Annotated in this window: 27 protein-coding genes; 16 read left to right on the forward strand and 11 right to left on the reverse strand. The window is 66.2% G+C overall.

Annotation, left to right across the window (positions count from 1 at the left end; genetic code table 11):
- Position 1: 1 nt before the first annotated feature.
- The 4 genes from NJQ98_RS02205 (at position 2) to NJQ98_RS02220 (ending at position 2,778) form a co-directional block, all read left to right on the forward strand.
- On the forward strand, positions 2-499 hold the full coding sequence (locus NJQ98_RS02205) for an RNA-binding protein (RefSeq protein WP_262175254.1): 498 nt from the start codon (positions 2-4) through the stop codon (positions 497-499).
- 129 nt (positions 500-628) lie between these two features.
- The gene (locus NJQ98_RS02210) at positions 629-988 is read left to right on the forward strand and encodes a cell division protein SepF (protein ID WP_262175256.1); all 360 of its coding nucleotides are present in this window, start codon (positions 629-631) and stop codon (positions 986-988) included.
- An 81-nt stretch (positions 989-1,069) separates the two neighbouring features.
- Positions 1,070-2,014 carry an ABC transporter ATP-binding protein gene (locus NJQ98_RS02215; protein ID WP_262175258.1) on the forward strand — a complete coding sequence of 315 codons (945 nt, stop codon included), beginning with the start codon at positions 1,070-1,072 and terminating at the stop codon, positions 2,012-2,014.
- Positions 2,011-2,778 (forward strand): ABC transporter permease, encoded by a 768-nt coding sequence (locus NJQ98_RS02220; protein ID WP_262175259.1) that lies wholly within the window; start codon positions 2,011-2,013, stop codon positions 2,776-2,778. Before NJQ98_RS02215 ends, NJQ98_RS02220 begins: the two co-directional genes overlap by 4 nt.
- Before the next feature lie 242 nt (positions 2,779-3,020).
- On the opposite strand, the gene NJQ98_RS02225 is transcribed toward NJQ98_RS02220, so the two are convergent.
- A complete protein-coding gene (locus NJQ98_RS02225; RefSeq protein WP_262175261.1) occupies positions 3,021-3,413 on the reverse strand; it encodes a DUF5611 family protein in 393 nt (130 codons plus the stop codon).
- Between NJQ98_RS02225 and NJQ98_RS02230 the strand changes: the two genes are divergently transcribed.
- The gene (locus NJQ98_RS02230; protein WP_262175264.1) at positions 3,412-3,546 is read left to right on the forward strand and encodes a hypothetical protein; all 135 of its coding nucleotides are present in this window, start codon (positions 3,412-3,414) and stop codon (positions 3,544-3,546) included. The genes NJQ98_RS02225 and NJQ98_RS02230 overlap by 2 nt on opposite strands.
- On the opposite strand, the gene NJQ98_RS02235 is transcribed toward NJQ98_RS02230, so the two are convergent.
- The gene (locus NJQ98_RS02235; RefSeq protein WP_262175266.1) at positions 3,530-4,384 is read right to left on the reverse strand and encodes a DUF7093 family protein; all 855 of its coding nucleotides are present in this window, start codon (positions 4,382-4,384) and stop codon (positions 3,530-3,532) included. The genes NJQ98_RS02230 and NJQ98_RS02235 overlap by 17 nt on opposite strands.
- A gap of 171 nt (positions 4,385-4,555) precedes the next feature.
- Here NJQ98_RS02235 and NJQ98_RS02240 point away from each other — a divergent pair, with 171 nt between their 5' ends.
- From NJQ98_RS02240 to NJQ98_RS02250, 3 genes are all read left to right on the forward strand, one after another.
- Positions 4,556-5,740: a PKD domain-containing protein gene (locus NJQ98_RS02240; RefSeq protein WP_262175268.1), complete on the forward strand. Its 1,185-nt coding sequence runs from the start codon at positions 4,556-4,558 to the stop codon at positions 5,738-5,740.
- Between the two features lie 175 nt (positions 5,741-5,915).
- Complete coding sequence (locus tag NJQ98_RS02245; protein ID WP_262175270.1) at positions 5,916-7,031, forward strand: hypothetical protein; 1,116 nt, start codon at positions 5,916-5,918, stop codon at positions 7,029-7,031.
- A 117-nt stretch (positions 7,032-7,148) separates the two neighbouring features.
- Complete coding sequence (locus NJQ98_RS02250; protein WP_262175272.1) at positions 7,149-7,442, forward strand: DUF6432 family protein; 294 nt, start codon at positions 7,149-7,151, stop codon at positions 7,440-7,442.
- Here NJQ98_RS02250 and NJQ98_RS02255 read toward each other — a convergent pair.
- Positions 7,439-8,611 carry an MBL fold metallo-hydrolase gene (locus tag NJQ98_RS02255; protein ID WP_262175274.1) on the reverse strand — a complete coding sequence of 391 codons (1,173 nt, stop codon included), beginning with the start codon at positions 8,609-8,611 and terminating at the stop codon, positions 7,439-7,441. The genes NJQ98_RS02250 and NJQ98_RS02255 overlap by 4 nt on opposite strands.
- A gap of 70 nt (positions 8,612-8,681) precedes the next feature.
- On the opposite strand from NJQ98_RS02255, the gene NJQ98_RS02260 reads away from it, so the two are divergent.
- Complete coding sequence (locus NJQ98_RS02260; protein ID WP_262175275.1) at positions 8,682-9,308, forward strand: transcription antitermination protein; 627 nt, start codon at positions 8,682-8,684, stop codon at positions 9,306-9,308.
- Between the two features lie 14 nt (positions 9,309-9,322).
- On the opposite strand, the gene NJQ98_RS02265 is transcribed toward NJQ98_RS02260, so the two are convergent.
- Together NJQ98_RS02265 and NJQ98_RS02270 are read right to left on the reverse strand one after the other, a co-directional pair.
- Positions 9,323-10,936, reverse strand: a complete 1,614-nt coding sequence (locus NJQ98_RS02265) for a hypothetical protein (RefSeq protein ID WP_262175276.1) — start codon at positions 10,934-10,936, stop codon at positions 9,323-9,325.
- The gene (locus NJQ98_RS02270; RefSeq protein ID WP_262175279.1) at positions 10,933-11,670 is read right to left on the reverse strand and encodes an ABC transporter ATP-binding protein; all 738 of its coding nucleotides are present in this window, start codon (positions 11,668-11,670) and stop codon (positions 10,933-10,935) included. The genes NJQ98_RS02265 and NJQ98_RS02270 overlap by 4 nt, the downstream gene beginning before the upstream one ends.
- 81 nt (positions 11,671-11,751) lie before the next feature.
- Between NJQ98_RS02270 and NJQ98_RS02275 the strand changes: the two genes are divergently transcribed.
- A complete protein-coding gene (locus tag NJQ98_RS02275; protein ID WP_262175280.1) occupies positions 11,752-12,096 on the forward strand; it encodes a winged helix-turn-helix transcriptional regulator in 345 nt (114 codons plus the stop codon).
- A 4-nt stretch (positions 12,097-12,100) separates the two neighbouring features.
- Here NJQ98_RS02275 and NJQ98_RS02280 read toward each other — a convergent pair whose 3' ends face one another.
- On the reverse strand, positions 12,101-13,417 hold the full coding sequence (locus tag NJQ98_RS02280) for an RNB domain-containing ribonuclease (RefSeq protein ID WP_262175282.1): 1,317 nt from the start codon (positions 13,415-13,417) through the stop codon (positions 12,101-12,103).
- A gap of 90 nt (positions 13,418-13,507) precedes the next feature.
- Here NJQ98_RS02280 and NJQ98_RS02285 point away from each other — a divergent pair, with 90 nt between their 5' ends.
- Positions 13,508-14,080 carry a hypothetical protein gene (locus NJQ98_RS02285; RefSeq protein WP_262175284.1) on the forward strand — a complete coding sequence of 191 codons (573 nt, stop codon included), beginning with the start codon at positions 13,508-13,510 and terminating at the stop codon, positions 14,078-14,080.
- A gap of 181 nt (positions 14,081-14,261) precedes the next feature.
- Here NJQ98_RS02285 and hcsS read toward each other — a convergent pair whose 3' ends face one another.
- From hcsS to arsD, 4 genes are read right to left on the reverse strand one after another with little or no spacing between them, the layout of a single operon-like run.
- Complete coding sequence (gene hcsS, locus NJQ98_RS02290) at positions 14,262-14,450, reverse strand: halo-CC-star protein HcsS (protein ID WP_262175287.1); 189 nt, start codon at positions 14,448-14,450, stop codon at positions 14,262-14,264.
- Entirely contained in the window at positions 14,441-14,806 is a 366-nt protein-coding gene (gene hcsL / locus NJQ98_RS02295) for a halo-CC-star protein HcsL (protein WP_262175289.1), read from the reverse strand. The genes hcsS and hcsL overlap by 10 nt, the downstream gene beginning before the upstream one ends.
- Positions 14,803-16,725 (reverse strand): arsenical pump-driving ATPase, encoded by a 1,923-nt coding sequence (gene arsA, locus NJQ98_RS02300; protein WP_262175290.1) that lies wholly within the window; start codon positions 16,723-16,725, stop codon positions 14,803-14,805. Before arsA ends, hcsL begins: the two co-directional genes overlap by 4 nt.
- 3 nt (positions 16,726-16,728) lie before the next feature.
- A complete protein-coding gene (gene arsD, locus NJQ98_RS02305) occupies positions 16,729-17,058 on the reverse strand; it encodes an arsenite efflux transporter metallochaperone ArsD (protein ID WP_262175291.1) in 330 nt (109 codons plus the stop codon).
- A 407-nt stretch (positions 17,059-17,465) separates the two neighbouring features.
- Between arsD and NJQ98_RS02310 the strand changes: the two genes are divergently transcribed.
- Together NJQ98_RS02310 and NJQ98_RS02315 are read left to right on the forward strand one after the other, a co-directional pair.
- A complete protein-coding gene (locus NJQ98_RS02310) occupies positions 17,466-17,855 on the forward strand; it encodes an ArsR/SmtB family transcription factor (RefSeq protein WP_262175292.1) in 390 nt (129 codons plus the stop codon).
- 77 nt (positions 17,856-17,932) lie between these two features.
- The gene (locus NJQ98_RS02315) at positions 17,933-18,361 is read left to right on the forward strand and encodes a low molecular weight phosphatase family protein (protein ID WP_262175294.1); all 429 of its coding nucleotides are present in this window, start codon (positions 17,933-17,935) and stop codon (positions 18,359-18,361) included.
- 309 nt (positions 18,362-18,670) lie between these two features.
- Here the strand turns inward: NJQ98_RS02315 and NJQ98_RS02320 are convergent, their stop codons facing one another.
- The gene (locus NJQ98_RS02320; RefSeq protein ID WP_262175296.1) at positions 18,671-18,943 is read right to left on the reverse strand and encodes a DUF7562 family protein; all 273 of its coding nucleotides are present in this window, start codon (positions 18,941-18,943) and stop codon (positions 18,671-18,673) included.
- 129 nt (positions 18,944-19,072) lie between these two features.
- On the opposite strand from NJQ98_RS02320, the gene NJQ98_RS02325 reads away from it, so the two are divergent.
- From NJQ98_RS02325 to NJQ98_RS02335, 3 genes are all read left to right on the forward strand, one after another.
- A complete protein-coding gene (locus NJQ98_RS02325; RefSeq protein ID WP_262175299.1) occupies positions 19,073-20,650 on the forward strand; it encodes a bacterio-opsin activator domain-containing protein in 1,578 nt (525 codons plus the stop codon).
- Positions 20,651-20,889: 239 nt separating this feature from the next.
- Entirely contained in the window at positions 20,890-21,861 is a 972-nt protein-coding gene (locus NJQ98_RS02330) for a phytoene/squalene synthase family protein (RefSeq protein WP_262175302.1), read from the forward strand.
- Positions 21,862-21,877: 16 nt separating this feature from the next.
- Positions 21,878-22,654 (forward strand): lycopene cyclase domain-containing protein, encoded by a 777-nt coding sequence (locus tag NJQ98_RS02335; RefSeq protein ID WP_262175305.1) that lies wholly within the window; start codon positions 21,878-21,880, stop codon positions 22,652-22,654.

The following is a 22,654-nucleotide window of genomic DNA, read 5'->3' on the forward strand; positions in this document are numbered from 1 at the left end:
TATGAACGTCAAATCGCGCCACCACCTCCGCTCGGACGCGGTCGCGGACATCGCCGACGCCCTCGCGGACAACCTCGGTGTCGAACTCGACGCCGACAGCTTCGAGAAAGTGGAGTTCGAGGACAGCGACTGGGACATCGTCCTCGTCGACGGCGAGCCGTACGTGCTGTACGTCGAGAGCGAGGCCGACGGCGCCGCCGAGCCGTTCCTCACGGTCCAGGGCGCCAACGCTCACCCGCCGGAGAAACACGTCGTCACCGTCGACACCGGCGCCATCTCCTTCGTCTCCGACGGCGCGGACATCATGCGTCCCGGCATCACCGAGGCCGACGACGACATCAGCGAGGGCGACCTCGTCGCCGTCAACGAGGAGGCCCACGGGAAGTTCCTCGCCATCGGGCGGGCGATGGCCGCGGGGTCGGAGATGGTCGGCGAGTCGGGGAAGGTCGTCAAGTCCATCCACCACGTCGGCGACGACCTCTTCGAGTTCTCGGTGTAGACGGCGATACGAGGGTTCGGGGGCGAAGCCCGCTTCCCACAGCGCCAGGACGCGTCGCGAGGACGGGCGACGCAGAACAAAGTGATGTCTGACGTAAAGTTGAAACCGGTAGCGCCCGCTCTCCGTGATATGGGACTAATGAGCAAGATTCTCGGTGAGTCGGGGCCCTCTCGCCAGACCGACGACTACGTCGAGCTGAACGCCGACAACTTCGATACGTCGAACGTGGAGTCCGAACGGCAGGTCCGAATCGCCCGTATCAGCGGGTCGAAGGACGTCGTGGACATCAAGGACGCCGTCTACGACGGCGACATCGTGGTCGCCGACATCACCCGCCACTCCACGCAGGACACCACGATGGAACGCATCAGCGACGAGCTCAAGCAGGTCGCCGATGAGGTCGGCGGCGACATCGTCCAGAAGGACGACGACCAGCTCATCATCACGCCGGCCGGCGTCACGGTCTCGCGGGAACGGCTCGGCCAGTAACATCCGCGTCACCGGCTAACACGGTCGTCACCGGCGGAACGGTCCAATGTCCTTTTTCGTCCTGGGCCGGTAGGGACGGCAATGACTGACCCGGCGATTCGAACACGGGATTTACGGAAGAGCTACGGCGACGTACAGGCCCTGGACGGGCTGGACCTCACCGTCGACCGCGGCGAGTTCTTCGGACTGCTCGGCCCCAACGGCGCGGGCAAGACGACGTTCATCAACACGCTCGTCGGGCTCGTCCACAAGAACAGCGGCACGGCCGAGGTCTTCGGCTTCGACGTCGAGGACGACTACCGCGAGGCCAGGGACCGCATCGGCCTGGCGCCCCAGGAGTTCAACGTCGACCGCTTTTTCCCCATCATCGAGGTCTTAGAGCACAAGGCCGGCTACCACGGCATCGGCAGCGAGGAGGCCCGACGCCGGGCCGAGGACGCCCTCAAAACGGTCGGCATCTGGGAGAAGCGGGACACCCGCTTCGACTGGCTCTCGGGGGGGATGAAACGCCGGTTCGTCCTCGCGCGTGCGCTCGTCTCGGACCCCGACCTGCTGATTCTGGACGAGCCCACCGCCGGCGTTGACGTCCAGCTGCGCCACGACCTCTGGGACATCATCAACCGGATGAACGACGAGGGGACCACCATCCTGCTGACCACCCACTACATCGAGGAGGCCGAGCGGCTCTGTGACCGCGTCGCCATCATGGACAGCGGGCGGAAGGTCGAGGTCGCCGCCCCCGACGAGCTGATGGCTCGCGGCACCGACACCATCGATATCGGGCTGGCGGACCCGCCGCGGACCGCGCCGCGTCTCGACGTGGAGGGGGTTGCCGAGATAGCCGTCACCGATGACGGGCTCAGCGTCACCGCCGCCGGCGGCAGCCAGACCGCGCCCGCGCTCCTGCGGGCCCTCGAACGACAGGGCCACACCGTCACCTCGCTCGACATCCGCCGGGCGTCGCTCGAAGAGGTGTTCGTCGACCTGACCCGCGACGACCGCGAGTACGCGGAGGTGTCGGCATGAACACGAACACGGTCCAGTTTGCGACGCTGGTCCGGCGGGAGATACTCCGGTTCGTCCGACGGCCGTACAACACGTTCCTGCCCCCCATCATCACGAACACGCTGTATTTCTCCGTGTTCGGCGTGATACTCGGCAGCCGAATCGGTGAGATTGCAGGGGTGAGTTACCTCCAGTTCGTGCTGCCGGGGCTGGTCGTGCTGGGGGCTATCTCGGACAGCTTCGAGAACGCGTCGTTCACCATCTTCCACGGCCGCTGGAACGACTACATCCAGGCCGTGTTGACCTCGCCGATGTCGAACCGGAGCATGGTGACGGCGTACGTCTCGGCGAGCGCGCTCCGGGGTATCGTCACGTCCCTGCTCATCGTCGGGGTGGGACTGGTGTTCACCTCGGTCCCCCTCGCCAATCCGCTGTATCTGGTCGCGTTCCTGCTGGTAATCACCACGCTGTTTGGCGGTCTCGGTGTCATCGGCGGCCTCTGGGCGAGCGACTTCGACTACCTCACCGTCATGAACCAGTTCATCCTCCGGCCGCTGGTGTTCTTCGGCGCGGTGTTCTATTCGCTCGACGTGCTCCCCCCGCTCTGGCGGAACGTCTCGCTGCTCAACCCGATGGTCTACATGGTCAACGGCGTCCGCTACGGGATGATCGGCGTCACGGAAATCGACCCCAACACGTCGCTGGCCGTACTGACCGGCGTGACGATGGTCGTTCTGGCCATCGACTTCCTGCTGTTCAAGCGCGGGTACGGTCTGGCCGAATAGGGCCACCTGCCGGTCGATATCGCGCTGTGCGCTGCCGACCGACGGCTGAAAAGTGGACGTGCCGTCCGGTGCCGGATTGGGGCCGCCTCCGGCGGGGCGGACAAACTATGACAGGGGGACGCCCTCGGGCAGGGGCGTCAGCGGTCCGGATACTTCTGTTCGCCTCCGGCCAGGCGTGTGTGAACGTGTGTCACGGAGATATTTAGGAATGTCGGCAGAGTGCCGCTCCGGGCGCCGACGATTCAGACGTTGTCGGGCGCGTCGGCGTCGTCCTCGACGTCGCGTTTCAGCGAGTCACGGCGGGCCTTCGCGTCGCGGCCGGTCGCCTCCTCGAGGAAGTTGTTCTTCTTGCTGACGGCGTCCTCGGCGGCGTCGACGTGACCCTCGGCGATGACCTCCTCGGCCGGGCGCTCGTCGATGTGTAGCGCCAGCTTGTCCTTCTTGCTGCCGTAGGAGACCGTCCCGGCCACGACGCGCTCGAAAACGGGGTTGTCGGGCTCGTCGACGACCAGGAGGTCGCTACCGTTGTGTTCCTCGGTGTCGGTTACCTCGCCGAAATACTCCTCGACGAACGCATTCATGTCCGGAACGCGGTCTTCGAGGTGCTCGCCGCGGCGCATCTTGTACTCTCGCATGGGCGACGTTTTGCAAGGCGCCGTCTTACCCTTTGCGTTCACCGGCTTCGAGGCGGCGGCCCAGCCCCCGACGAGCGGGCGGGCCATCGGCCCCGAGCGCGAGAAGGCAGGGCAGGTTACTCCGCAGTGTTGACGAGTGCGCCCTTGTGGCACTCGGGGCAGAAATCGCCCGCCCGTAGCGAGCTGGAGGCCACGTCCGTGGTGAACTCACACTCCGGACAGCGGAACTGGCCCTCGGGCACGGTGACGGCGCTGCCACCGAAGGGTTCGACCTCCGGCGACTCGTCGTCCTCGCTCGTGCCATCGTCGGCCGACTCGCCGGTCTCGGGCGCCCAGCCATCACCGTCGTCGCTGGGCTCTTCCGGCCACTCGCCGGGCTCGCGGTCGTCGACCGGCGACTCGTCCTCGTCGCCGTCGATTATCATCCCGTCGTCGGACTCCGGGTCGGTGGCGACCGCCGACTCCTCGGCGTCCAGCGCCGGCTCGGGCTCCTCGCTCCCGCCGACCGACACCTCGGTCGAGGGGTCGTCGAGTTCGCTGTCGCCGCTTCCCGCCCCGTCGTCGTCGAGAATCTCCGCATCGTCGGCGTCGGGGTCGACGGCGTCGACCACAGCGTCGTCCGTCTCGCTCTCCCCGCTCGGGGGCGCTGACTCCGCTTCGTCCGGCGCCGCCGGCGCTTCGTCGTCCGGTGTCGTCTCGTCCGACGCACTGCCGGCCGCCGGTTCCCCGCTGTTGTCCCCGTCCTCGTCCGCCGCCGGGCCCCCCTCGTCGATCATATCGCCCGCGATGTCCGACGGCGTCTCGATGGCAGTTACTTCCTTGTTCTCGGAGACGATACGCGTCTTCCCACAGCGCTCGCAGGTCTCCCGTTCCTGAATCGTGATGACGACCTCGCTGCCCTGTTCCTCCCGCTCGCGTTCGACTTCCGCCTCACCGTACTTGTGCCCGATGACGGAGCATTTGAGACCCATTGTCAGTCAATGTTGCCGTGACCTACTTAAACCCTGCCCGTCAGCCGCCGATGAGGACACCGCCGTCTCCGCCGATCCCGGCCTGTTCGTTTCTCTATCACCTTTCCGTAATTTTATAACGGAGACCGTTCCCAGTGCCCACCAATGCGCTCGGGGACGCTCTGTCTGCTCGTGACCGTCGCCCTGTTGGCAACGGCCGGCACGGCTGTCGCAGCGGACAACACCGCTCCGCTGGCCGACGCCGGTGTCGACCAGACGGTCTCGGTCAACTCGACGGTGTATCTCGACGGCAACGCCTCGGTCGACCCCGACGGCGCGATTACGCGCGTCGAATGGGCAATCGAGGCGCCCGACGGCGCGACGACGACGCCCGACTGTGTCGACTGCCGGCGGACCGAGTTCGACGCCACCACCGCCGGTCAGTACACGGTCACGCTCACTGTTACTGACGACGACGGCGCCGCTCGTTCGGACACGCTGTATGTCACCGTCACCGACGAGACCGGGCCCAACGTCACACTGTCGGGTCAGAGTTCGACGCGGCTAGGTACTAACACGACTATCGTCGCGAACGCCTCGAACGACGACACGCCGCTGCAGACGATTACGTGGCTGGTCAACGGGACCGTAGCCGAACGTAACTCACTCAACGGGACAGGGGCCACCAGTTCGTTTACCCACTCCTTCGACAGCGTCGGTGAGGTGCCCGTCGCGGCGGTGGTGTACGACACGCTCGGCGAGCGTGGGCGTGCGACGAGACGGGTTCTGGTGGGTAACAACGGTGGGGACAGCTGCCACGCCATCTGGTGCGGGAGCGAAGCGGACATGCAATATTCGTACGATGGAGAGCAGACCTTCGTCGATACTAACAACGACGGCAAGATTACAACTTATCAAGACAGCCAGCTCGTGGACATCGACCTGGAAGCAAGCAACGTGAAAGAGCTCGGCAGCAACAGATACAAAATTGAGGGCGGTCCTGAAGCCGTTAGCGACCAGCACAAATCTCCAGCTGATAGTGTGGGGATTGGAACTGGTGATTCTGTTGATGACGTTGAAGACAATTCTGATGATGGAGGTAGATCCGATGACGATGACGGCAGTCATTCCGATGACAATGATAGTATTGGTTCCAACCCTATCGGCGACAACCGCTCTAACGACGACAATGACGATAGTAGCTTTGACGATGGCAGTAGTTCCAATAATCCAATTGATATAGTTCGCGACGCTTCTGATGACGACAACAGTGTTCTCGATGATGCCGCCAATATTGTCGACGGTGGCGACAGGGGGGAGTCTAACGACGATGGTGGTATCGGAGGTAGTAGTGGTATAGACGGTAGCCTTTTCTGACCCCACTGATGGTCGCCAGTTGTCTGTATTACCGACAGTATGAGACGAACACTAAGGATTTTGGCCCAGGAAAAATTGGTACCAGTATTTTACAAGATTTATGTAGTAAGATAAACGAAAATGGTTGTAGACTATACCAAGAATGCAGATATTAAATGATAGCGCGTTTCGACAGGTGGGGCTCACCGCTTTCCTGGCAGTTCTTATCGCGACCGCTGGCTGTGCCGGATTCCTCTCGGACGAGGGCGGCACGAATGAGGTGGACACAGGCACGCCGAGATTAACTGAGGGCGGAGAGACAAAACGTATCAACGGTACTGATATCCGAAGTATGTCTATTCCGGAGAACGGTAGTGTTACCGCCTCCGGCGAGCTTGACTACGGTGACCCGAACAAAGGTAGCAGGTTCTACGAGCCAGTCCAGATTGCCGCTGTCGAGGGACAGGTAGTGAATATCACGATGAAGGCAGAAAACGGGAGTCCAGGCCTTCGGGTCGTGAATCCCGATGGGAACGTAACTCAAGTTGTCAGCAACGAAGGGAGCAACCAAGTGCAGTTCATCGAGGGAGAGTTCGGTCAGAGTGGTCGCTACACGTTCGAGGCCACCTCAGCTGACCAAAATGCCACGTTCAACTACACGCTCACTATCGAACGTATCGAACAAAATGAGGGGCTGTTTGAAGGGGATCCAGAGCGGTGGAATGAGACAGAACAATATCTCAGATTCGGTCAGGACTTCGGCATCTTAGCGAATCTGACCTACGCAAAAGCGTTCCCATCTAACAACTCATCAGTACACCTTCCCCAGAACGCTAACGAGAGCGGTTTGAAAGCGAATGCTACTGAAGACTATCTTATATACACCTATGAGATGCCTTCGGGATTTAATTTCACCCAACGAAATAAGATAGATGTCGCACTTACACTAAAATATCCAAATGCTTTGAGTCGATATGAGGATTTTGGCAACAATACTGATACACCTACCAATAGGTCCTGGGCACCGGAAATCGTCTTCTTCAAGGCTGTCGATCCGGAGAGCGGCGAGCTCGTGAGTACTACGTTCATCACAAAAGAGTGGGCGTTACGGTACCAGGAGGACGGTGAAACTGACGAGGCGTTCTCCTACTACATGGGTGATTACTATTCGACGCTGCGCTACGGGCCGGGGCGTGGAGGCGACAACTCGGAGCGTGACGACACGATAGCACCCGGTGAGATCCCGGAGGCGTACTACAACTACACGAACCCGCGGTACAACTCGACGCTGGCGGAGAAGTACGGGCTGTAGATGTCCGCCCGTTGCGATATCCAGTATGGCTCGGTCGACACGGATAGCCCGTCGCTGGTGACAACGAGTGGCCGGATGAGGGACAAAGCCAAGAGCCAGCCGGATTTAGAGGGGTGTATGAGAGCGAAGCCGGAGTACCGCAATCGGGACGAGACGGAGGTTGTGGTACTCGACGCGCTCGCGGACCGCCACCAGGAGGGGATGACGGTGTTCGAGATTCGCTCGCGGGCCGACGTCACCATCGACCAGATCGAGGACGCGTTGGCTGCGCTGAAAGACGACAATCTCATCGTGATCGAGAAAGACGAGGAGCGGACGCTCATCCTGCCCGAGGAGGACGTGGTGGGGCCCGAGACGACCGACGGGGAGGTGTCGTTGTTCGACAAAATCCGCGGCGTGTTGCCGTTCTAGAGCGGCGCCGCCGCACAGTTGTTCGGGCCCAGCTCCAGCTCGAAGGCGGTGTCGTCGTCGGCCGCGTCGGCGCCGAGGTTGATGGCGACGATGCGCTCGAAGTTGGCGGGGCGGGGAGGGATATCGCTACAGATGCGCTCGACGAAGGTCTCGCGGTCGAGCCGGAGCGCCGGGAGCCGGTCCCGAAGTTCGCCGAGCCGAGCGGTGTAGCTCCCGTCGGCGTTCGCGTCGGTCGTCTCGCCGCGGTGGCCCGGCGCGACCAGGGTGTCCTCGGGGAGCGCATCGAGGCGGTCAGTGAGCGTCTCGTACAGTGTCCGGGCGAGTTCCGGGGCGCCGCTGTCACCGGCTTCGAGGTCCGGGCGGGCGACGCTTTCGAGGAAGATGCTGTCGCCGGCCAGCAACGCGTCGCCGACGCGGATGCCGGTCATGTCGGTGGTGTGGCCCGGAAGCGCGAGGGCGTCGAGACTGACAGAGCCGACCGATAGCGAACCCTCGTCGGGGAGCTCCGTGACCGCGTACTCGACGCCGCGGTCGACGGCGCCGGCGGACACGACCGGCTCGATGTCGTGGTCGCTGGCGAGGGCTCGGAGCCCGCTGACGTGGTCGGCGTGGACGTGGGTGTCGATGGCGTAGCGGAGCGTCGCGTCGTGGTCGGCGGCGTCGGCGACGTAGCGGTCGGTGAAGGCGCGCAGGGGGTCGACGACGGCGGCGTCGCCGTCGCTGACAACGAGATAGGAGAGACAGCCGGTGGCGGGGCGCTCGTACTGCAGGACGGTCGCACCGTCGGCGGGGAGTTCGCGGGCCTCGTAGAGCCGGGCCCACCCCTCCATCCCGTCGGTCAGGTTGCGGGCGTCGACGCCGTGGTCGACCAGCAGACCGGCGACGAAGGCGCTGGCCTCGCCGCGGGCACAGACGGCGGTGACGGGGCCCTCGCCGTCGATGTCGTCCAGCAGTCCCTCGACGTCGCCGGTCACCTTCGCCTGCAGGAACTTCGCGAACGGGAGCTGGGTCGCCGTCACCGACGGCCCGCCGATGTGCCACGCCTCGAACTCGTCGCGGTCGCGGACATCGAGCAGGCGGACGGGGTCGCCGGCGTCGAGCCGTTCTTTCAGCGTCGCCGCCGTGAGCGAGGGGTGGTCAGTGGGCGGCTCCGGTGGGGTTTCGGCCATACCGGAGCGAGGTCCCGGACGCCGATAAATCGGGCGGAGGATGTATGTCTCGAGCCGCCCTGTTTCGGGTATGGACGCCGCCGATACTATCGCGGCTGTCGAGGAGGCGACGGCGACCGAGCGCACTCGAATCGGCTCGGACAAGGCCCTCATCGCCGCCACGGGTGCGAATCTAGAGGCCGATGCAGTCTGGGCGACCGCGGCGACCCGGGAGGCCGGTGTCGCCGCGGCGCTAGACGGCTGGGCGAGCGACGCCGCCGACGGTGACGGTGCTCTCGCCTCTGACGACATCGTCGACGCGTTCGACCGGGCCGCGACGGCCGCGGGCGAACGGGCGGCCCGCATCGACGCGGCGCCGGCCGGCCCCGACGCGCTCTCGTCGCACCTCGATACCGTCGACGGAACCGCCGAGCGAGTCGGCGCCGGTCTCGTCGCCCCGGCGCTCGTGTTCGACCGGTTCTACCTGCAGGTAGTGAGCTTCTTCGTCAACGAGGCCGACGAGGGCAGCGCCGACACGGCTCGGGAGCTCAGGAGCTGGGCGAGCGACCTCGGGCCGGCGCGGGACGCGCTCGCGGCGCTCGACGAGGCCGGGCGCGAGCGAGCGCAAGAGGCGGCCGTCGAGGCAGTCGGCGTCGCCTACGAGGAGTACGCGAGCGCGCTCGAATCGATGGGGCTTGACCCGAAGCCGGTCTGTTGACCGGCGGGAGCCGCTCACTCCAGCCGGTAGCCGCCAACGCGGTTGGCGGCGTAGAGATACCCCATCGGCGCCGCGATAGCGGCGAGCAGGGCGGTGGCGGCGACGCCGCCGGCCAGCAGCCACGTCGTCGCGACCGGGACCGCCGATGGCGCGAGTATGGCCAGCGCGACGGCGACGGCGCCGGGAGCCGTGACAGCGGCGAGGACGAGAAGATACAGCCCGAAGGCGAACCCGCTGGGGACCGTCACCGACGTGCCACGGACCGTGGACCGCTCGAACTTCGGGAACACGACGCCGGCCGCGGCGGCAACCCATGGCGCGGCGAGCGTCGCGACGAGCGCGGTCGCCAGCCCGGCAGCGAGCACTGCAGGCGGTGTGCCGGCGGCCAACCCCAGTCCGACGACGAGGAGCGCCACCAGGCCGACGCCGGGGAGCAGCCCCGCCAGCGCGAGGCCGGTGACGAACTGTTTCCCGGAGACGTCTGCCGTCAGGGTCAGCGGGAGCACCCGCTCCTCGCCGCCCAGCGGGTTGAGCGAGAAGGCCGCGCCGGCGGCCGCGGCGGTCGCCAGCCCGGCGGTCAGCGGCAGCGTCGGCGGGACGGTCCGTTCGAGCAGGAGCGTCTGGAGCTGGATAACGAGCAGGAACGCCGGCGCGACCGCGAACTGGACGGTCAGGGGCGCGCGTTTCGCCCGGCGCCAGGACTTCTGCGCGACGACGCGGGTGGCCGTCGAGACCCGGTCCCCAAGCAGCCGGTCGGACAGCGTCCGCTCGGTGGCGTCGAACTCGTGGTCGGGCTGGACGGCGTCGCCGTACCACACCCGCTCGGCCAGCCAGAGGCAGGCGAGGCCGGCGACCGGAAGGCTCCCCAGCAAGGCGACGGCGGCGACGGCGGCTGCCAGCGGCGCGGCGTCGACCGACGGGACCGCGAGCAAGACGAGCTCGCCGACCCACGACAGCGGCGACTGCGTCGCGGCCCGCAGGATGGCGAGCTGGACCCCGCTCGTCCCCCACGCCAGCAGCCAGACGGCCACGACCACGAGCGAGGTGACGCCGCCGAGGACCGCCCGGTGACGGGCGATAAATGCCGACCGGGCGACGGCGAGCTTGACGGTCAGCCCGACGGCGTAGCTCGCCAGCAGCCCGAACAGGGTCACGAGCAGGCTCGTCACCAGCACCGCGAGCCCGAGCAGCGGCAGCCCGCTCCCCAGAGTCAGGCCGGCGGTGAGCGCACACAGCGGTATCGCGGCGACCGCGAGCAGGCGACCCCACTCGGCGGCCAACAGTCCCGCGAGGACGTCCTCGTAGGGAACGGTCGTCAGCAACCCGTCGGCGGCGTCGGGCTCCCCGTTCAGCTTGACCGTCCGCTGGAGGACGACGAAGCCGGGCAGCCCCAGGAGGAAGGCCACGAGACTGGTCGCCACGAGCCTGATTCGGTCGGGGCCGGCCGTGGCTATCTCGCGCCCGCCGAGATAGCCCATCCCGGCGATAGCGAGGCTGTAGAGCGGCACTACGAGCAGCCCCGCGATGAGCAGCAGGATACCCCGGTTGCTGTCTCGCAGCGAGCGCCACGTCCGGCGCAGCTCGACCCGGGCGATGCGGCCCGCCCGCTGTCGGTCCGGCCATCTCATCGGTCTGGCTGTTCGCTCGTCACTTCGAGGAACACGTCCTCCAGCGTCGAGCCGGTCTCGACGCCCTCGGTCAGCTCGGCCGGGGACCCCTCGGCCACGAGTTCGCCGTCGTAGAGCACGCCGACGGCGTCAGCCAGCTCCTCGACGACCGGGAGGATGTGCGTCGAGAGGAACACGGTGGTGTCGGCGGCCGCGACCTCGTCGATGGTGTTCCGGACGGTGCGGGCCGCCCGCGGATCGAGCCCGCTGGTCGGCTCGTCCAGAAAGAGCACGTCGGGCTCGTGGACGAGCGCCTGGACCAGCCCGAGCTTCTGTTTCATCCCCTTGGAGTAGGTCTCGACACGGCGGTCGGCGTCCTCGTCGAGGTCGAACCGCTCCAGGAGCGACTCGACCCGGTCCCAGTCGTCGTGGCCGCGAAGCCCGGCGATGTACTCCAGCTGTTCGCGACCGGTGAGTTCGTCGTACAGCGGCGGTTCCTCGGGGAGAAAGCCGATGTGTTCGACCACTGCGCCCCGGTCGCTGACCGGCTGGCCGGCGACGTGGGCGCTGCCGGCCGTCGGCTCGGTCAGCGTCGTCAGGATGCGGATGGTGGAGGTCTTCCCGGCGCCGTTGGGGCCCAGGAAACCGAAGACGCTGCCGCGGTCGACGCTGAGGTCGAGGTCGGCGACCGCGACGGCGTCGCCGTACCGTTTCCGCAGGCCGTCCGTTCGGATGGCGGGCGTTGGAGGGCTCACGTCTCGGCTGGGGGCCGGAGGCGCCAAAGCGTTTGTCCATCGGCCCGTAACTATATTAGCCGCCGGCGGGAACGCGGGGACATGACTGGGCAGGGGGACTCGGCGGGCGCCCGCGGCCGGGGGGAGCGGCTCCGCCGGGCGACCGCGATACTCGGGAAGAAGTGGCACCCGGTGGTGCTTCACACCCTCCTCGCCGACGGGCCCCTCGGGTTCAGCGACATGAAGGGCCGAATCGACGGCATCTCGGACAAGGTCCTATCGGACGCACTGGACGACCTGCAGGAGGCCGGGCTGGTCGTCCGGGACGTGGTCGATGACAAGCCCGTCCGGGTGAACTACTCGCTGACCCCCGCCGGCCGGGACTTGGAACCCGTCATCGAGGGGCTGTTAGAGTGGAGCCGGAACCATCCCGCGGCGGGCCGGTGACGCCCTATCCGTCCTCCTCGACGACCTCGATACCGCGGTTGTTCACCGCCGAGGCGTCAAGCCCGACCTCCTCCAGGAACTTCTTGTACTCGCGTTCGCACTGCTCGGCGTCCTTCTGCCGGTCGCTGGCGCGGTCACACAGCGCGACGAGGTCCTCGGGCACGTCGTTGCTGTAGACGATCCAGTGGTTGATGAGGTCCGAGAGCCGCCGGATGGGCGAGGTGAAGTGGCCGTATATCTCGAAGTTCAGCGCGTGGTGGCCGCCGAACGGGTCGTTCATGTACTTCGCCCGGGGCATCACCTTCATCACGGCCCACTGGATTTTGTCGAGCTGCCGCCCGGGGGCGTCCTCCAGCGTCGCGTTGACGGCCTTGCGCGGGTCATCCCAGGCCGAGCCCGGAATCGAGACGCCGTCGAGCTCCTGAATCTCGACCAGGGCCTCGTCCCACTCGTCGGGGCTGGGCTGGGGGTGGACCCGGTACATCGCCTCGACCCCACGGTTCCACATCAGTTCGTGGGTGACCGCCTTGTTCGCTTTCAGCATGCACTCCTCGATGATGGTGTGGGCGCGGTCGCGGGCCGGGTTCAGGACGAGCGACCCCTCCTCCTTGCGCTGTTCGTGCATCCGGTCGGCCAGCTGCCAGACGAGCTCGGTCTTCTCGGCGAGGTCCACGCTGGCGTCTTCGAGCAGGTCGTCGGCGCTGTCCGGGTCGTCGAGGATGCGCTCGGCCTCCGTGTACGTGAGCCGGGCGTCGCTCTCGATGACGGACTTGTAGATGTCTATCTCCTCGTAGCCGAGGTTCTCCTTGTCGAGGTGCATCTCGACGGTGTGGGCGAGCCGCTCCTCGTTTGGCACCAGCGAGCAGACCGTCTCGGCGAGGACGGGCGGCAGCATGTGGATGGTGTAGTCCGGGAGGTAGACGGTGTTGCCCCGCTCGACCGCCTCTTCCCACATCGCCGTCTCCGGGTTGACGTAGTGGGTCACGTCGGCGATGTGGACCCAGAGGACGTACTCGTCGTCGCGCTCCTCGATAGAGATGGCGTCGTCGAAGTCCTGGGCGTCGATGGGGTCGGTCGTCCAGGTCGTCATCTCCCGGAGGTCCTCGCGCTCGTCAATCTCGTCCCGTATCTCGGCCCGGACGTCCTGTGTCCGCTCTTCGGCCTCGTCGAGCACTTCGGGCGGGAACTCGTCGCGGATGCCGAACTTCTCGAACAGCTCCTCGCGCTTGTTCGCGAGGTGGCGGGCCATCTCCTCGTCGATTTCCACGGGACCTTGCCCCTCGGCGGTGCCGGCCGCCGACTGGGCGTCCTCGGTAGTCATGCCCCCGGCTACGCCCACGCCGTAGTTAGGGCTGTCGGGGTGACCACCCGCAGATAGAAATGGCGGCCGCCCATATATCAATTCAGAACAATGTCTGCCCGTCACCGAACGTCGTCACCGAGCCGACAGACCGAGGACACCCTCCGCGTCCCGTCGCGCTCACGGCTGCTCCGGTCCGTCGCACGGGGCTGTGTCGGGGGGTTCGCCGCCACGGTCGCCATGACCGTCTATCGCATCCCGGGGTTCAAGGCCCTGCCACCGACGGCCGAGTTCTGGGCGCGCTACGTCGGCGGCGGCGACACGGAGGAGTACTTCCTCCCGGGACTCTTCTTGCACCTCCTCTACGGGGTCGTTGGCGGCGCGGTCTACGGGCTGGTCGCGAGTTTCGTCGACGTGTCCGACCCCGTCGCGCGGGAACGGCTGGGTATCCTGGGCGGGCTCGGGTACGCGCTCGCTCTCTCGGTATTTGGCTCCCGGGTCGTCTTCGTCCGCCTTCTCGGGCGGGAACTCCAGCCCGAAGACGCGCTGGTGTTTCACGTCGGCCACGCCGTCTACGGAGCGACGCTGGGGACGTTCGTCGCCACGAGCGAGTCCGCCGGCGACGTCTACCGCGAGAGCAGACGGACGCGACCGGACACGGCGACCCAGCGGGCGTCGGAGTAGCTGAACCGCTCAAACTAACGCCGCGCCGCACCCGATGGCCCGACGAGGGACGAAGCCCCGTCGGCCGGAATCGCGACGACCGGACAGCAGACCCGACTGGCCGCTCGTCCCGACCTGCCGGCGGGAAGAAACTGACGTGGGCGATGGGGCCCCTATCTCTCCGAACGGAAAGCCGACGGTCTCAACAGCTGCCGCCGGCACCGCAGACGTCGCCGTACTGAACCCCCGTCTCCTCGCTGATGGCCTCGTTGCACTGCAGCAGTACCGTCTGGAACTCGGCGGGGGACGCGTCGGACTCCATCGCGGCCAGTTCCTCGCCGAGCGCTTCCGCGGCCGCCAGCACGTCTTCCTCGGAGGCGCTCAACAGCACCCACCTCCCGTCGACTGGGCGAACTCACGGCCGATCTGCTCGCTTATCACGTCGTTCGTCTCCTGGAGGAGTTCGACCAGCGCTTCCTGTGCCTCGCGGTGGCGCTGAATCGTCTCGTTGTCGTCCATCTCCGACTGGAGCTCCTGGAGTTCGCTCATGAGCGACTGGTCGAAGTCGCGCTGCATCCGCTGTTGCTTTTCCTGGAACTCCCGGAGCAGCGCCGACGCCTCCGAGTCCTCGTCGAGCGCCTCGCTGGCGTCGACGAACTCCCGATAGATCTCCGAGTCGGTCAGCGTCTCCATGAACGTCCGGAGCTGCTCCTCGACGTCTTCCTCGCTGGCCTGGAGTCCGCTCATGAGATAACCACCTCCTCGTCCCGCTTCAGCTCCGCGAGACCGGTTATCTCCTCGCCGAACGCGCTGAGTTCGTCGAGCCCGACCGGCTCGTCCCGGCGCAGCGGCGCGCACATCATCGGCGTCTCGAAGCGGTCCTTGATCTCGGTGAGGTACTTCTCCTGCTGGGCTCGGCGATTGGCGAAGAAGGCGTTGTCGCCGTACTCCTCGGGCAGCAGGTAGTTCGCGACGACGAAGGCCGTCTCGATGCCGACCTGGTCCCTGAGGTCCTCGGCCGCGCGATAGGCCTCCATCATCGGCGTGTATTCGGGGTACATGACGAACGCGAAGGAACTGCGCTCGGGGTCCTGCATCGTCTCGATGACCTCGTCGTACTGGTCGCCCTTCGCCGGCGCGGCCCCCTTCGTCAGCGACCCGAGGTCCATGAACCCCTTCCAGTCGGAGGGCAGCTCCAGCAACCTGAGCGTGTGGCCCGTCGGGGCCGTGTCGAAGACGACGACGTCGTAGCCGTCCTCCCCGAAGTAGCTCACGAACTTCTCCAGGGCGGCCATCTCCTCGGCACACGGGGACTCCAGCTCCTCCTCGACGTTGGCGATGGCGGCCTCGACGTCGATTTGGGTGTCCTCTTTGTCCTCGTACATCTCCCGGACGTGGCCCAGGACCTGCTCGCGGTACTCTTCGAGGGCCCGCTCCTGGTCGATGCGGGCCGCGTGGAGGTTCTCTTGGCTCACCGACGTGGGGTCGTGGCCGACCGGTTCGCCGAAGATGTCCTCCAGGTGTGCTGCGGGGTCGGTCGTCACGACGAGCGTCTCGTAGCCCGCCTCGGCGAGTTTCGTCGCCGAGGTCGCGGCGACGGTGCTCTTGCCGACGCCGCCTTTCCCGGTGAAAAACAGGTATCGGGTGTCGTCGCCGGGCGTCAACTGCTCTGTGACCGACTCGGGGTCGGCAAGCGCCTCGACGTCGACCGACTGGTCGGTGTCGACGTCGGTGGCCGAGCCGACCTCGACGGTCGCCTCCTCGCCGTCGTAGATGACGCCGCCGACGTCCGACAGCAGGTCGAGGCCGGCGATTTCGCCGGGCTGGAGCGGATAGGTCGCCGTCGCGTCGGCGTCGAACTCCGTTCCGGCCCGCTCGATGACCGCCTGCTCGTCCTCGCGTTTCCCCTCGAAGAAGGGGTCCTCACAGACCGATTCCGGGAGGTAGCCGTTGACGACGAGCAGCTGCGACTCGATGCCCAGCTCGCCCAGGTCCGACGCGCTGCGTTCGATTTCGTCGAGCGAGGAGTCCTCGGGCTTGCCGACGAAGGCGAAGGTCGTCTGCGCGTCGTCCTGTAAGGTGTCGATTGCCCGCTCGTACTGGGCCTTCTTGTCCTCCATGGAGGCCGCGGGGCCGATACAGGTCGACCCGCCCTTCTCCAGTTCGGCGTTCCAGTCCGACGGCAGCTCCATCAGCCGGATGGTGTGGCCGGTCGGGGCGGTGTCGAAGACGACCACGTCGTACTCCGGGCTGTCCATGAAGTCGACGAAGTTGTCGAAGGCCGCTATCTCCTCGACGCACGGGCTGTTGAGCTGCTCCTCGACGGTCTCGAGCTGTTCGTCGTCGAGCAGCTCCCGCATCGGCTCGATGGTCTCCTGGCGGTACTCCTCGGCGGCCTGGTCGGGGTCGATTTCGATGGCCGAGAGGTTGTCGATGTCGGCGATTTCGGTCACCTCGTGGCCGATGTCCTGCTCGAAGATGTCCGAGAGGTTCGGCGCGGGGTCGGTCGTCACCAGCAGCGTCTCGTAGTCGTTGTCGGCCAGCCACGTCGCCGTGGCACAGCTGACGGTGCTCTTGCCGACGCCGCCCTTCCCGCTGAAGAAGACGAACTCGGTGTCCTCGGAGCTCGGCTCGACTATCTCTCTGGCTCCGGTTTGCGTACTCATGTATTAGGCTTCCTGTGCGGTCGTCCGCGCCTCGCTTAGCTCGCTGGCGAGCTCGTCGTAGCCGAGATACTCCGATTTCGCGACGATGTCGCCGTCGACAACGGTGATCGGGAGTACCGACGGGCCGTCCTCCTGGACCATGTCGTAGATCCGCTGGGTGTTCAGGAACTGGTCGATGTTGTGTTGCATGTTCGCTCGCGTTACCTCCACGTCGAACTCGTCTTCGAGCTGGTCCAGCGCGGCGCTGACCTCGACGAGTTCGTCGTCCGGGTCCGGTCCGCAGACGCCGGTGGAACAACACATCGCTTCTTCGTACAGGGTGAGTTCAGTCATGGTTTCGTAGATCCGTTCAATCGAACGCCCGATACGTCCGGATTACTGCTCCGCGCTTTCGCCACCGTCCTGCCAATCTCAATTCAGTGTTCGTTCATATGTACTTCAACGCTTCGGTCAGCCGACGAAGCTGTCGGTCGCCCACGACTCGTCGTCGGGACTCACGCCGTCCGTTACCGGGGGGATAGACGCGACTCCGAGCGCTTGAGCGCTCCTATCAGGATAGTATTGCCCGCTCTCCCATCGATACCGAGCGTTCCCGTCGTATCGAGTAACGCCGTCGGACTACAACACGGGATTCAATAACTGGGGATATTTGAGGAAGTGCTAAATCATTGGCCGCTCCACCGCTCGTTCCACTGAATCCGCTGCGCAACACTTACTTTACCACTCACTCAACTATTCGTATGTCATCGACCGAGCGGCTACAGCGGTATCTCTCCGACGAACGAGGCGGCTGTGGGGACGAGGAAGTGGCCCAGCGGCTCGCCGAACTGGAAGAACTCGACGCGGCCGCGGGCGGGCCCGACCTTGACGCGGACGTGGGCGTGCTGTCCGCGCTGGCAAACGAGACGCGGTACAAGATTGTCCGTATCCTGCACGTCGCCGACGGGGAACTCTGTGTCTGTGAGTTCTCGCCGCTGTTGGACGTCAGCGACAGCGCCATCAGCCACGCGCTCTCCCAGCTCACCGACGCCGGGTTGTTGACCCGACGAAAGGACGGGAAGTGGCGGAAGTACCGGACGACCGCCCGGGCGAACGCGCTGCTCGTCGCACTCGACGGCTCCCGACGCTGAGCGAGTTATATAGAAATATAGCGGCCAACATAGGCCACATACGAGAACTCATCACTGACACGCCGAATAGAGCAGCTATGTCTGCCGACTCGAAAACCACGTTCGGATTCGTCTGTGTACAGAACGCCGGCCGGAGCCAGATGTCGACGGCCTTCGCCGAGCGCGAACGGGAGCGGCGCGGTCTCGAAGACAGCGTCGAGATACTCACCGGCGGCACACGGCCGGCCGACCACGTCCACGATGAGGTAATCACCGTCATGCGGGAACTCGATATCGACCTCTCGGACCGGACGCCCCGCGAGGTTTCGACCGAGGAACTCGAATCCTGTGACGTGGTCGCCACGATGGGCTGTTCGACCCTGGAACTCGACGCGAGCAGCGTCGACGTCCGCGACTGGGCGCTGGACGACCCCGACGGGCAGGACATGGAGCGAGTCCGCGAGATTCGGGACGACATCGCCGAACGCGTCTCGGCCCTCTTCGACGAGTTCTACCCCGACAGCTGAGTCACGCGCTGTAGCAGGGCAGCGTGACGGCCGCTTTTTCTCTCTTGCAGACTCGACTGACACCGGAGAGCGCCGCTGACAAACCGCTCTGGGGCGGTTACGTTCTACAACGGAGCACAAAGGGGGAGTACCCGGAAGCGCCTATTTTATATCGCGATATTTGATTTACTTTATGAATAGCTGTTCGGACTGATATCGGTATGAAAACCGCTCTACCGGCGTCAAACCAGTCTTCACCCGCTCTACGGTTCACGAGAATTCTATCGAACCACTGGACCCGCGGTCCATGGACGGCTCGGCCTCTCGGCGTTACTGCCGGTCGTCCGAGAGCTCGTGGAACTGCCGCAGGAAGGTCTCGCGGTCGGTCTCGCCGGCATCGGCCGCCGCCAGCGTCGCTTCCAGCCCGTCCCGCGGCTGGCGGCAGGTCTCCGTGAAACACCCCTTGCAGAGATACTCGAAGGACTTGTCCTGTCGGTCCCAGCGGTCGCCGTGCTTGTCGTACTCGCGGGCGTCCGACCGGGCACACTCCTCCCCGCAGGCGATGCAGGTCACCGTCTCCCCGTCGTGCCGGGACCCGAACATGGGCGATGCTATGTGGCTGACAGGATAAATCGTTTTCCGAGCGGGCAAGCGGTTCCCGGGGCGGCCACACGTTTATCAAACTGCCAGCACTAGCCCATACATCGGCTGTTACAGGCCAGAGAGCCGACCATGCAACCACCTCAGACGCTCGTTCACTCGACGCTCGACACGCTCCCTATCAACATCGCCGTCCTCGACGACGAGGGGACGATTCTCTTTACGAACCGCGCCTGGCGGGAGTTCGCTAGCGCCGACGAGGGCGAGATGCGGGGGATAAACTACTTCGGCACCACCGACGTCGACGCCGACGAGTACGCCGGCCAGGCGGTCGAGGGCATCGAGGCCGTCATCGCCGGCGAGCGGGAGCTTTTCACCCTCGAATACCCCTGTCACTCACCCGACGAGAAACAGTGGTTCCTGATGCGCGTCGCGCCGCTGCCCCCCGAGGAGGAGGGCAGCGCCGTCGTCGCCCACATCGACATCACACAGCGGAAGCTAGCGGAGCTGGCCGCCGAACGCCGAAGCGAGAAGCTCAGGGCCGAGCGGTCGAACCTCCAGCACCTCGTCGACCGCGTCGAGGGGCTCATCACCGCCGTGATGGACGACGTGATGAACGCGGACTCGCGGGCCGCCATCCAGGGGACGGTCGTCGACCGGCTCGCGACCGTCGACTCCTACCGGTTCGCCTGGGTCGGGGAGTTCGACCTGCGGGACGAGACGGTGCGGCCGGCGGCGTTGTCGGCCGACCGCGAGACGGAGATGGCCGTTCCGGTCGAGGCCGACGACCCGGTCGCGCTGGCGGCGCGGACCGAGGAGATACAGGTCACCGACGACTTCGGCCCGGACCACGCCGCGCTGGCCGGCGCCGACGTCGAGAGCCTCGCGGCGGTGCCCCTGGTCGCCGGCGAGTCGCTCTACGGCGTCCTGACGGTGTACGCCGACAGCACCGACGCCTTCGACCCCCGGGAGCGACCCGTGCTGGGCGCCGTCGGGCAGGCCGTCGCCACCGCTATCGACGCCACCGAGACCAGCCGGCTGCTGACCGCCGACAACGTCACCGAACTCGAACTCCAGATTCAGGACGAGGACGTCTTCTTCGTCTCGCTGGCCCGCGAACTGGGCTGTCGGCTGGAGTACGGCGGGAGCGTCGCCGGCGACGAGGAGACGGTGATGTTCTTCCTGGTCGAGAGCGACGACCCCTCGACGGTGTGTGCCGCCGCCGCCGACCACCCGGGGGTCAGCGCCGTCACCCACGTCTCGACCGCCGAGTCGACCGCCCTGTTCGAGTTTACCGTCTCGGACCCGCCGGTCGTCTCGCTGCTCGCCGACCGCGGGGCCGAGACGCGCGACATCGTGGTCACGCCCGAAAACGCCCGCTTTACCGTCACGCTCCCCTCGACCACGGAGACCCGAAGCATCGTCGAACGGGTGCGGGACCACTACCCGGGGACCGACCTCCTCTCGGTCCGGGAGCGCGACGAGCCGCCGGTCTCCCGCCAGGCGTTCCTCGGCGACCTCGAGGAGCACCTGACGAACCGACAGCTCACGGCGCTCCGGAAGGGGTATCTCGGCGGGTTCTTCGACTGGCCGCGGGACGTCTCCGGGGAGGAGCTGGCCGAGTCGATGGGTATCTGTCCCTCTACTTTCCATCAGCATCTCCGGGCCGGCGAGCGGAAGCTGCTCGAAGCCATCTTCGAGACCTGGTGACGCCATCGGCCGGACCCGACGAGCCGGCCGTCGCGGCGTTATCCGACCAGTTTGGCAGATGATTTAAACCGCTCCTACCCCACTATCGAACATACGATGCGTCACCTGGGTCCGACGAGCGAACCGCGGTCATCCTCTCTGCCGGCGGCCCGTCCACGCTCGTCTCCGCGCCCCGCCCGCGCCTCGGGGCGGCGTGTGAGCCGCGGAGCGCCGAACAACCAGCCAATCCTGTCGAGATAATGCAATCTGACAATATCCGAACCAGCAAGTCGATTCAACAGCAGACCGGTCGGACGTTCCATCTCGCGACCCGCCTCCTCCCCGAGCGGATTCGCCACCCGACGTACGTGATGTACGCCTTCTTCCGGGTCGCCGACGACGTCGTCGACCAGCCCGACGGGCCGGCGCCGACCGTCCAGCACGAGCGCCTGGAGGGAATTCGGGAGACCGCGCTCGGCAACCGCGACCCCGACGAAATGCCGGATGGCGAGGTGCTCTCGGCGTTTCAGGAGCTCCGAGCGGCCCACGACATCCCGGACGAAGAAGTGAACGTCTTCGTCGACGCGATGGAGATGGACATCGACCAGGCCCGCTACGACACCTTCGAGGACCTCCGAGAGTACATGCGCGGCTCCGCCGTCGCCGTGGGGAACATGATGACGATGGTGATGGACCCCCCCGAGGCAGAGACCGCGCTCCCCCACGCCCAGGCCCTGGCCGAGGCGTTCCAGCTCTCGAATTTTCTCCGCGACGTCCGCGAGGACATCCGCGACTACGGTCGGGTGTACCTCCCCCAGGAGACCCTGGAACGCCACGGCGTCACCGAGGAGCAACTGGCGGCGGCCGAGGTCGACGACGGCTTCCGCGCGGTGATGCAGGAGGAGCTGGCCCGGACCGAGGACCTGTACCGGGAGGGCGTCGCCGGCATCCGCTATCTCCCCGACGACTGCCAGTTCGCCGTCCTGCTGTCGGCGGTGCTGTACGCCGAACACCACCGGCTCATCCGCTCGCGGGGGTACGACGTGCTCACCGAGACGCCGGAGCTGACCCGGCGCCGCCGGCTCTGGCTGCTCGCGAAGACCTGGTGGCACTGGCGGCGCAACGGCGACCCCGAAGCGACGTTCTACGCCGTCAGCGCCGTCTCGGAGCGCGGCTCCGGGACCACACAGACCGGCCGGACCAGTCACGGCCAGCCCACGTGGCGGGGCTGATGCCCGCCCGGCGTCGATGACCGCCGGCATCGACTACCTCGTCTTTCACGCCGTGGCGCTCCTCCCCGTCGTCGCCGCGCTGGCGCTGCTGGCCCGCTACCGCCTCGGGGCCCGGGGCGACGTGCTCGCGGGGACGCTGGTGCTCTCCGGGCTGGCGCTGGTGTACACGACGCCCTGGGACAGCTATCTCATCACGCGTGGCGTCTGGTGGTACGGCGACGGCGCGGTCCTCGTGCGGTTTGGCGCCGTCCCGCTGGGCGAGTATCTGTTCTTCGTCCTCCAGCCGCTGCTGGTCGCGCTGTGGACCGCCCGGTTTCCGGTCGAGACGGCGCGGCCGCTGTCGGTGCCCCTGCCCGAGCGGGCCCTGGGGCTGGCCGCCGCCGGCGCGGTCGCCGCCGCGGGACTGGCACTCCTCGGTGCGGACAGCGGCCTGTACCTCGGTTCGCTGCTGGTGTGGAGCGCCCCAATCCTGGGCATCCAGTGGGCATTCGGCTGGCCGTTTCTGGTTACGGAGTGGCGTACCGTCCTGGCCGGGACGCTCGTGCCGACGCTGTATCTCTGGGTGGTCGACCGGGCCGCCATCGAGGTCGGGCTCTGGACGCTGTCGGAGCGCTACACCACGGGCGTCGCCGTCCCGCTGCTGGGGCTCCCGATAGAGGAAGCCGTCTTCTTCCTGCTGACCTCGCTGTTCGTCGTCCAGGGGCTCGTGTTGTACGTCTGGCTCGTCGCCAGGGTGCGGGCGGCCGGACACCGCGGACTGAACCCCCTCTCGACGCTGTCGGGAGGGCGGTGA

The sequence above is a fragment of the Haloarcula laminariae genome (genome assembly GCF_025457605.1).
Lineage (GTDB): Archaea > Halobacteriota > Halobacteria > Halobacteriales > Haloarculaceae > Haloarcula > Haloarcula laminariae.